Genomic DNA, 7,735 nt, shown 5'->3' on the forward strand with positions numbered 1-7,735 from the left:
ACATCCTTCCTGGAAGCCGCCGTCCACCTCACCTCAGGTGTCCGGAGAACCGGGGGAAGCTCACTCTTCCTCCATCTTCGGAACTTCCCGACGTGCTGATGAGCGAAGATCCGAGAACGTCGAGCCCAGGTAATGCTTGCACTGGACGACTATCTTTCCCGCTGTTGTCTTTGCCCGTAGGTCAACGCCTCCGTCGCGGCCACGCCCGAACGCTTCCAAGCGCCATTGACGGTCGGCTTCGAGAAGATCATGAATCAGTATCTCGAAGTCGCTGGGTGAGAGGGTATGGAAGTCGTAGTCGGCCAAGTCCTTTTGCTCCAACAGAGTGATGTAGCCGCCAGCTTGCATCGTCGAGGTGGGCCTATCAACCGCTCGGACGCCACGGAACTGGCCTTCGACCATTTCACGCTTGATCTCCAGGCCCACCACGAACGCCTACGAGGTCGGCGAGGCGCGAGGAGCCGGGCGCGCGGTGCCGCGCCCGGCCTGCGCGAGCGGCACGCTGGCGCCGCTTCGGTTCACAGATGTGAGCTACCGCGACGTCCGCGGCGGTCCAGGCCGCTGCTCCCGCGGCCTCACCCGCCGCGGCGCAAGATCAATACCGCGACCGCCGACGCGCGCGCCGCCATGTCGCCACGGTGAGCAGGGCCGCTGGACCCGCCTGCCGTGACACCACGGCCCCCTGATCATGGATGCCTAGACTGTCGGCCATGGGACGACGACCGACGGTCTATGACGTCGCGGCGCGAGCGGGTGTCTCGATCGCCACGGTGTCGTTCGTCTTCACCCAGCCGGACCGGGTCAGGAAGTCAACACGGGAGGCGGTGCTCGCCGCCGCGGGCGACCTCGGGTACGTGCCCAGCGCCAGCGCCCGCGGGCTGGCGAAGGGGCGTACCGGCGCCATCGGCCTGTACACCTTCGACTATCTGCTCGATTCGGTGCCCTCGGGGCCGCCCGCCAGGGGACCCGGCATCGCGGCCGAGACAGACATCCGACGCTTTCCGCTCTATGTCGACGAGGTGCAGTGGGGCGTGGAGCTGGAGTGCCGCCAGCGCGGCTACGCGCTGATGCTGGGCGCCGGCCACAACCCCGGCAACCTCCCCGCGGTGATCGACATCGCGGGTCGGGTGGATGGGCTCATCGCGTTCGCCGGCTCGGCCCCGCCGGAGGCGATCATCCAGGTCGCGCGGCGCATCCCCGTGGTGGAGCTGGGCGGAGAGGCTCGAGCCGAGGGTGTGTACACCGTGCTCGTCGACAACCGTACCGGGATGCGCGAGCTGACCGAGCATCTGCTTGTGGCGCACGGCCTTCGCCGGATGGTGTACCTGGGCGAGCGCGGCACGCCCGAGTTCCGGGCCCGGTACGACGGCTTCGCCGACGCCCTAACGGCCCACGGGCTGCCGGTGCCCGAGCCGGTGCGCAGCCACCCCAGCGACGACCCGAGCACGATCGCAGCGGTCAGGCCGTACATCGAGTCCGGGGCGCTGCCCGACGTGTTCGTGTGCGCCACCGACCAGGAGGCCCTGGTGGCCATCGACACGCTGCGGGCGGCCGGGGTCGACGTGCCGGGTGGCGTGGCGGTCACCGGATTCGACGGTACGGTCGCGGCGCGGCTCGCCACGCCGCGGCTCACGACGGTACGGCAGCCGATGGAGGAGGTCGGCCGCACCGCCGTACGCATCTTGGCCGGCGTCCTGGCCGACGCCACCCCTCCCGACGAGCCTGGCGTCCTGAGCGGGGCCGACGCCCTGAACGGCGCGGCCGGCGCCGACCGCGCCTGGCTTCCGACGACGTTCGTACGCGGCTCGAGCTGCGGGTGCGTCGCCACTGTTTAGCAGAAAAAAGGCAACTTCGCAAGATCTTGCAGGAAAAGTACTGTGCGCCTATGTTATGCGCTTAGATTACCACTGTGAGTTCCGAACCCGCGCCGACGAGGGAGTGGGCATGACCCGAAAACTCAGCACGCTGACCGCGGTGATGGTCGCCTCCGTACTCGCCGTCGCCGCGTGTGGTCGCAGCGACGAGGGGCCGGCGGACAAGCCCGCGGACAGCATCTCTTCCGGTCCGGCGACCGGCACTATCAACATCTGGGCCCAAGGCACCGAGGGGGAGGCGCTCAACGACTTCCTCAAGGGCTTCAGGGACGCCAATCCCGACGTCACGGTGAACGTCACGGCGATCCCGTGGGACCAGGCGCAGAACAAGTATCAGACCGCGATCGCCGGTGGCACGACGCCCGACATCGGCATGCTCGGCACCGACTGGATGGCGTCGTTCGCGAACGCCCTACGCGCCACGCCGAAGCAGGTGGACACCTCCGGCATGTACCCGGCGAACGTCGAGTCGACCAACGTCGGCGGCACGCACTACGGCGTGCCCTGGTACGTCGAGACGCGGGTGATCTTCTACCGTACGGATCTGATGCAGAAGGCGGGCTTCAGCTCCTTCCCGACCGACTGGGAAGGCTTCAAGCAGCTCGCCAAGGCCATGAAGGAGAAGGCCGGCGCCCAGTACGGCGTGGCGCTGCCGTCCAGCGGCTGGAACGCGTTCTTCGGCGACCTGCCGTTCATCTGGTCCAACGGTGCCGAACTGATGAACGCCGACCAGACGAAGTGGACGTTCGACCGGCCGGAGACCGTCGAGGCGTTGGCGTACCTCAGAAGCTTCTTCGACGAGGGCCTCGCCAACAAGAGCCCGGACGACCAGCCGGGCGCGACGGCGGGCGCTTTCGCCAACGGCAGCGTGCCGATGTTCCTTAGCGGGCCCTGGGACGTGGGCCAGATCGCCAAGGCGGGTGGTGCCGGTTTCGAAGACAAGTTCGCCCTGGCACCCGTACCGGCACCGCCCGGCAAGACCCCCATCTCCTCGGCCGCTGGCGCCAACCTGGTGGTCTTCGACAAAGCCAAGAACCCGGATGCGGCGTGGAAGCTGATCCAGTGGCTCACCGAGCCGCGTACCCAGGTGGAGTGGTTCAAAGCGACCGCCGACCTGCCGTCGCAGAAGGCCGCCTGGAGCGACCCGGCGCTGGCGAACGACCCCAAGGTGTCCGTCTTCGGCAAGCAGCTCGACAACGTCAAGACGCCGCCCACGCTCACCACGTGGACACAGATCGCCGCCGCGGCTGACACGCTCGTTGAAAAGATCATGAAGACAGGCATGGACCCCGCACAGGCCATGAAGGAACTCCAGGCGACCGCGGACTCGCTCGGCACGGGTACCCGGTAGCGGTGGCGGTTGTCCAGATCCCGGCTGCGCGCGCGGCACAGCGCGCTCGCAGCCGTGGCGGGGGCCCGGTAGGCAGCCGGCGGCGGACGGCGCTGGTCGCCTACCTCTTCGCGCTACCGTTCGTGCTGATCTTCGCGGTCTTCATGCTCTTCCCGCTGGTGTCGTCGCTGGGCATCTCGTTCACCGATCTCACCAACCGGGACGTGACGAATCCGTTCGCGGTGAACGTGGTCGGGCTGGAGCAGTACCAGCGCCTGTTCCAGAACACGCAGTTCCTGCGGTCGATGCTCAACACGGCGTACTTCGTCGCCATCGGGATTCCGTTGACCATGGTGGTGGCACTCGCTCTCGCCGTCGCGCTCAACAGCGGCATCACGCGCTTCCGTACCGCGTTCCGGGTCGGCTTCTACGCGCCGGTCGTCACGAGCATCGTCGCGGTCGCCGTGGTGTGGCGCTTCATCCTGCAGCCCGACGGGTTGCTCAACACGGTGATCGGCTGGCTCGGCGTCTCCGGCCCGGACTGGCTGGGCGACCCGCACTGGTCGATGCCCGCGATGATCCTGCTGGCGGTCTGGCGCAACATGGGCACCCTCATGGTGATTTTCCTCGCCGGCCTGCAGACCGTGCCCCGAGAGCTGCTGGAAGCGGCCGAAGTGGACGGTGCGTCGAGCTGGCAGCGGTTCGTCCGCGTGACACTGCCGATCCTGCGCCCGACGCTGCTGCTGGGCGCCGTGCTGCTGTCGGTGGGCTATCTGCAGTTCTTCGAGGAGCCGTTCGTGATGACGCGCGGCGGCCCGCTCGACTCGACGCTGTCGATCAGCTATTTCACCTACAACCAGTTCGGGTTCGGCAACTATGGTCTCGCCTCCGCCGCGAGCTATGTGCTCTTCGTGGTCATCGCCGCGTTGAGCGTCATCCAGTTCCGCGCCTTCCGTTCGAAGGACTGAATCCGTGCGCGCCAGGATCTTCACCTATCTCGTCCTGATCGTGGCGGTTGTCGCGACGCTCGTCCCGTTCGTCTGGATGCTGCTGGGATCCATCAAGACGCAGGGGGAACTGCTGCGCCGCCCTCCGACGTGGTGGCCGGAGCAGCCGACCCTCGACAACTTCGGCACCTGGTTCGGCGAGCTGGACATCGGCCGCTTCTTCCTCAACAGCCTCGTGGTAGCGGCGTTCACGGTGCTCGGGAACCTGCTGTTCTGTTCGATGGTCGGGTACGCGCTGGCCAAGCTCGAGTTCCCCGGCAAACGCGCGCTGTTCCTCCTGGTCATGGTGACGCTGATGGTGCCCGGGCTGGTGACGTTCGTGCCGCTGTTCGTCGTGGTGAGCAAACTCGGCATGGTCAGCACCTATCCCGCGCTGATCCTGCCGTTCCTTGCAGGACCCCTCGGCGTGTTCCTCATGCGACAGTTCATCATGGGCATTCCCGACGCGCTCATAGAGGCTGCCCGCATCGACGGTGCCGGCGAGGTACGCATCTTCGCACGGGTCGTCCTGCCGTTGTGCGGCGCGCCCCTCGCCACGCTGGCGATCCTGACCTTCCTCGGGTCGTGGAACAACTTCCTCTGGCCGCTCGTGGTGGCCCAGAACGAAGACATGTACACGCTTCCGGTCGCGCTTTCGCTGTACTCCACCGGCCAGAACGCCACCAACTATGGCGTGCTGCTGGCCGGTTCGGTGCTCGTCATCACGCCAGTGCTCGCCCTTTTCGTCGCGCTCCAGCGCTACTTCATCCAGGGCATCGCCCTGACGGGAGTCAAATGAACGCCGTACCGGCCATCGCCGGTTTCCACCCCGACCCGACCATCTGCCGGGTCGGCGACGACTACTACCTGGCCACGTCCTCGTTCGAGTACTTTCCCGGCGTCCCCATTTTCCACAGCCAGGACCTGCTCACCTGGCAGCAGATCGGCAACGCCCTGGACCGCCCGAGCCTGCTCGCACCGGGCGGCGACGCGGCCAGCCGCGGCATCTACGCACCCACCCTGCGATACCACAATGGACGGTTCTGGCTGGTAACCACGAACGTTTCGCACAGCAAAGGGCACCTGCTCGTAACCGCCGGCGACCCCCGCGGCCCGTGGTCCGAGCCGGTCTTTCTGGACGGGGCCGACGGCATCGACCCGGACATCGCCTGGGACGAAACCGGCCGGTGTTACCTCACCTGGCATGCCAAGGAGCCGGCGGGCATCGTCCAGGCCGCCATCGACCCGGACACCGGCACCCTGCTGGAAGCCCCGCGCCGGCTCTGGTCGGGTACCGGACTGGCTTGGCCCGAGGGCCCACACCTGTACCACCGGGACGGGTGGTGGTACCTGCTGATCGCCGAGGGCGGCACCGAGCGCGGACACGCCGTGTCCGTCGCACGCTCCCGCAGCATCACCGGGCCGTTCGAGGGAGCACCGCACAACCCGATGTTCAGCCACCGCAGCACCACGCACCCGGTACAGAACTGCGGCCACGCCGACCTGATCGAACGGCCTGACGGGGAATGGGCCGTCGTCTATCTGGGTACCCGCCCGCGCGGTGCGACGCCGTCATACCACGTCAATGGGCGGGAAACCTTCCTCGCCGGCATCGAGTGGGTGGACGGCTGGCCGGTGTTCGACGAGACCCGCTACCCGGTTCCGCACCGTGACCACTCGTACACCGACGACCTGTGCGGGGAGCGCCTGCATCCTCGCTGGATATCACCGGACGCCGCGCCGGACCTGCTCGTCGAACGTGACGGCCCGCGCGCCGCGCGCCTGCGCGCCGGCGGCGTCCTGGCCGTCCGCGCCTATGACCCGGCGTGGTCGTTTACCGCGACCGTGGCCCTCGACGGCGGGGCCTTCCGGCTGCTGCTGCGCGTGGACGACCGGCATTGGTGCGCGCTGGACCTGCGCGCCGGCCGCGTGGTCGCCCGCCTGCGCATCGGCCCGCTGGAGAGCGAGCTGGGCACCGCCATGATCGCCGAGCGGAGGCCGGTCACCCTGCGCATCGAATCGCGCGCGCCGTCGGAGGGCGGCCCCGACGACGTCGCGCTCGGCGTGGGCCTTGGACCCGAGTACCGCGAACTGGCCGCCTTCGACGGAAGGTACCTCTCCACCGAGGTGGCGAGCGGATTCACCGGCCGGGTGGTCGGACTCCAGACGCTGAACGGCGTGACGACCCTGCACGAAGTGCGATACACCACCCAGCGGTCCCGAGGAGCAGGCCTCGCCTGACATTTGTCACCGGTCGGCGGTGCGGTACGCACCACGATCGATGAGTGCTCGCACTGCAGCCGCCGGCCCGGCTGCCCAAGACTCATCGACATGGAAGACACTGACGTCATAGACGTCCGCGACCTGCGCCGCCGGTACGGCGCGACCGGCGGATTCGAGGCGGCGCGTGGCGTCTCGTTCACCGTCGCGCGGGGCGAGCTGTTCGCCCTGCTGGGCACCAACGGTGCCGGCAAGACATCGACGCTGGTGTTGTCACCGGGTCGGGTGGCGTCGGCGGACCGCTGATAGGGACCCGGCCGCCCCACCTGGGGTTGGTCTCTTCGTAACGTGGCTGCCGGCAGTCCGACGCCCAGACCAGCGACCGAGGCCACCGCAGCGGTGCGAGGAGGCAAGGCGTGCACGAGGGGTTCGGCGTCTTCTTGGGCCTGGACGTCGGCAAGGACGGACGGACACCATGCGGTCGGGCTGTCCCCGGACGGCAAGCGGCTGCACGACGCGCAGTTGCCCAACACCGAAGCCAGACTCCGGGCCCTGTTCACCAAACTGGCCCGCCACGGTCGCATCCTGGTCGTGGTCGACCAACCCGCCTCGATCGGCGCGCTGCCGGTCGCGGCCGCCCGCGCTTGCGGGCATCACGTGGCCTACCTGCCCGGCCTGGCCATGCGCCGCCTGGCCGACCTGCATCCCGGCACCGCCAAGACCGGCACCGCCGAGACCGTCCTGCCCCGACTGGCAGACAACCTGCGCGACCTGCTACGCCAACGAGACCAGCTCGCCGCCGAAGTCGAGAACAGGATCGATGACCACCCTCTTGCCGGGATCATGACCTCGATGCCCGGCATCGGGGTCAGGGCCGCAGCCCGCATCCTGCTCGAAGTCGGCGACGGCAGCGCATTTCCCACCCCCGGCCATCTGGCCGCCTACGCCGGCCTGGCCCCGGTCACCCGCCGCTCCGGCACCAGCATCCGCGGCGAACATCCACCCAAGGGCGGCAACAAGCAGCTCAAACGCGCGTTCTTCCTGTCCGCGTTCGCCGCCCTGTCCGACCCCGCCAGCCGCACCTACTACGACCGCAAACGAGCCGAAGGCAAGAAACACAACGCCGCCCTCATCTGCCCCGCCCGCCGCCGCGTCGACGTCCTACACGCCATGCTCCGCACCCAAACCCCCTACCAGCACAAAACGACGGACGAACCCCGCCTCGCTGCTTGACAAAACCCATAGGGACACCCCCCGTTTCTGGCTCTTCTGACTGATCTGTGGGTTGGTTTGGGCGGTCATCGACCGTGGAGGGTGGGTCGGTG

The 7,735-nt window shown here is 68.2% G+C and carries 7 protein-coding genes and 1 pseudogene; 7 read left to right on the forward strand and 1 reads right to left on the reverse strand.

From position 1 onward, the window contains the following. Positions 1 to 60: 60 nt before the first annotated feature. Positions 61 to 426, reverse strand: coding sequence for a restriction endonuclease (locus V6V89_RS40620; protein ID WP_334625046.1), 366 nt, complete (start codon positions 424 to 426; stop codon positions 61 to 63). Positions 427 to 710: 284 nt separating this feature from the next. On the opposite strand from V6V89_RS40620, the gene V6V89_RS40625 reads away from it, so the two are divergent. The 7 genes and pseudogenes from V6V89_RS40625 to V6V89_RS40655 all read left to right on the forward strand — a co-directional run bounded on the left by V6V89_RS40625 (position 711) and on the right by V6V89_RS40655 (position 7,643). Continuing rightward, positions 711 to 1,835: a LacI family DNA-binding transcriptional regulator gene (locus V6V89_RS40625; RefSeq protein ID WP_334625047.1), complete on the forward strand. Its 1,125-nt coding sequence runs from the start codon at positions 711 to 713 to the stop codon at positions 1,833 to 1,835. 109 nt (positions 1,836 to 1,944) lie between these two features. Continuing rightward, positions 1,945 to 3,225, forward strand: coding sequence for a sugar ABC transporter substrate-binding protein (locus V6V89_RS40630; RefSeq protein ID WP_334625048.1), 1,281 nt, complete (start codon positions 1,945 to 1,947; stop codon positions 3,223 to 3,225). Between the two features lie 2 nt (positions 3,226 to 3,227). Then, a complete protein-coding gene (locus V6V89_RS40635) occupies positions 3,228 to 4,172 on the forward strand; it encodes a carbohydrate ABC transporter permease (protein ID WP_334625049.1) in 945 nt (314 codons plus the stop codon). A gap of 4 nt (positions 4,173 to 4,176) precedes the next feature. After that, positions 4,177 to 4,989: a carbohydrate ABC transporter permease gene (locus tag V6V89_RS40640; RefSeq protein ID WP_334625051.1), complete on the forward strand. Its 813-nt coding sequence runs from the start codon at positions 4,177 to 4,179 to the stop codon at positions 4,987 to 4,989. Further along, complete coding sequence (locus V6V89_RS40645) at positions 4,986 to 6,431, forward strand: glycoside hydrolase family 43 protein (RefSeq protein WP_334625052.1); 1,446 nt, start codon at positions 4,986 to 4,988, stop codon at positions 6,429 to 6,431. Before V6V89_RS40640 ends, V6V89_RS40645 begins: the two co-directional genes overlap by 4 nt. A gap of 90 nt (positions 6,432 to 6,521) precedes the next feature. Next, positions 6,522 to 6,716 carry an ATP-binding cassette domain-containing protein gene (locus tag V6V89_RS40650; RefSeq protein ID WP_334625053.1) on the forward strand — a complete coding sequence of 65 codons (195 nt, stop codon included), beginning with the start codon at positions 6,522 to 6,524 and terminating at the stop codon, positions 6,714 to 6,716. 110 nt (positions 6,717 to 6,826) lie between these two features. Next, positions 6,827 to 7,643: pseudogene (locus tag V6V89_RS40655) on the forward strand (IS110 family transposase). Positions 7,644 to 7,735 lie beyond the last annotated feature (92 nt).

It is taken from the genome of Micromonospora sp. CPCC 206061, assembly GCF_036906915.1.
In the GTDB taxonomy this organism is placed as follows: Bacteria; Actinomycetota; Actinomycetes; order Mycobacteriales; family Micromonosporaceae; genus Phytohabitans.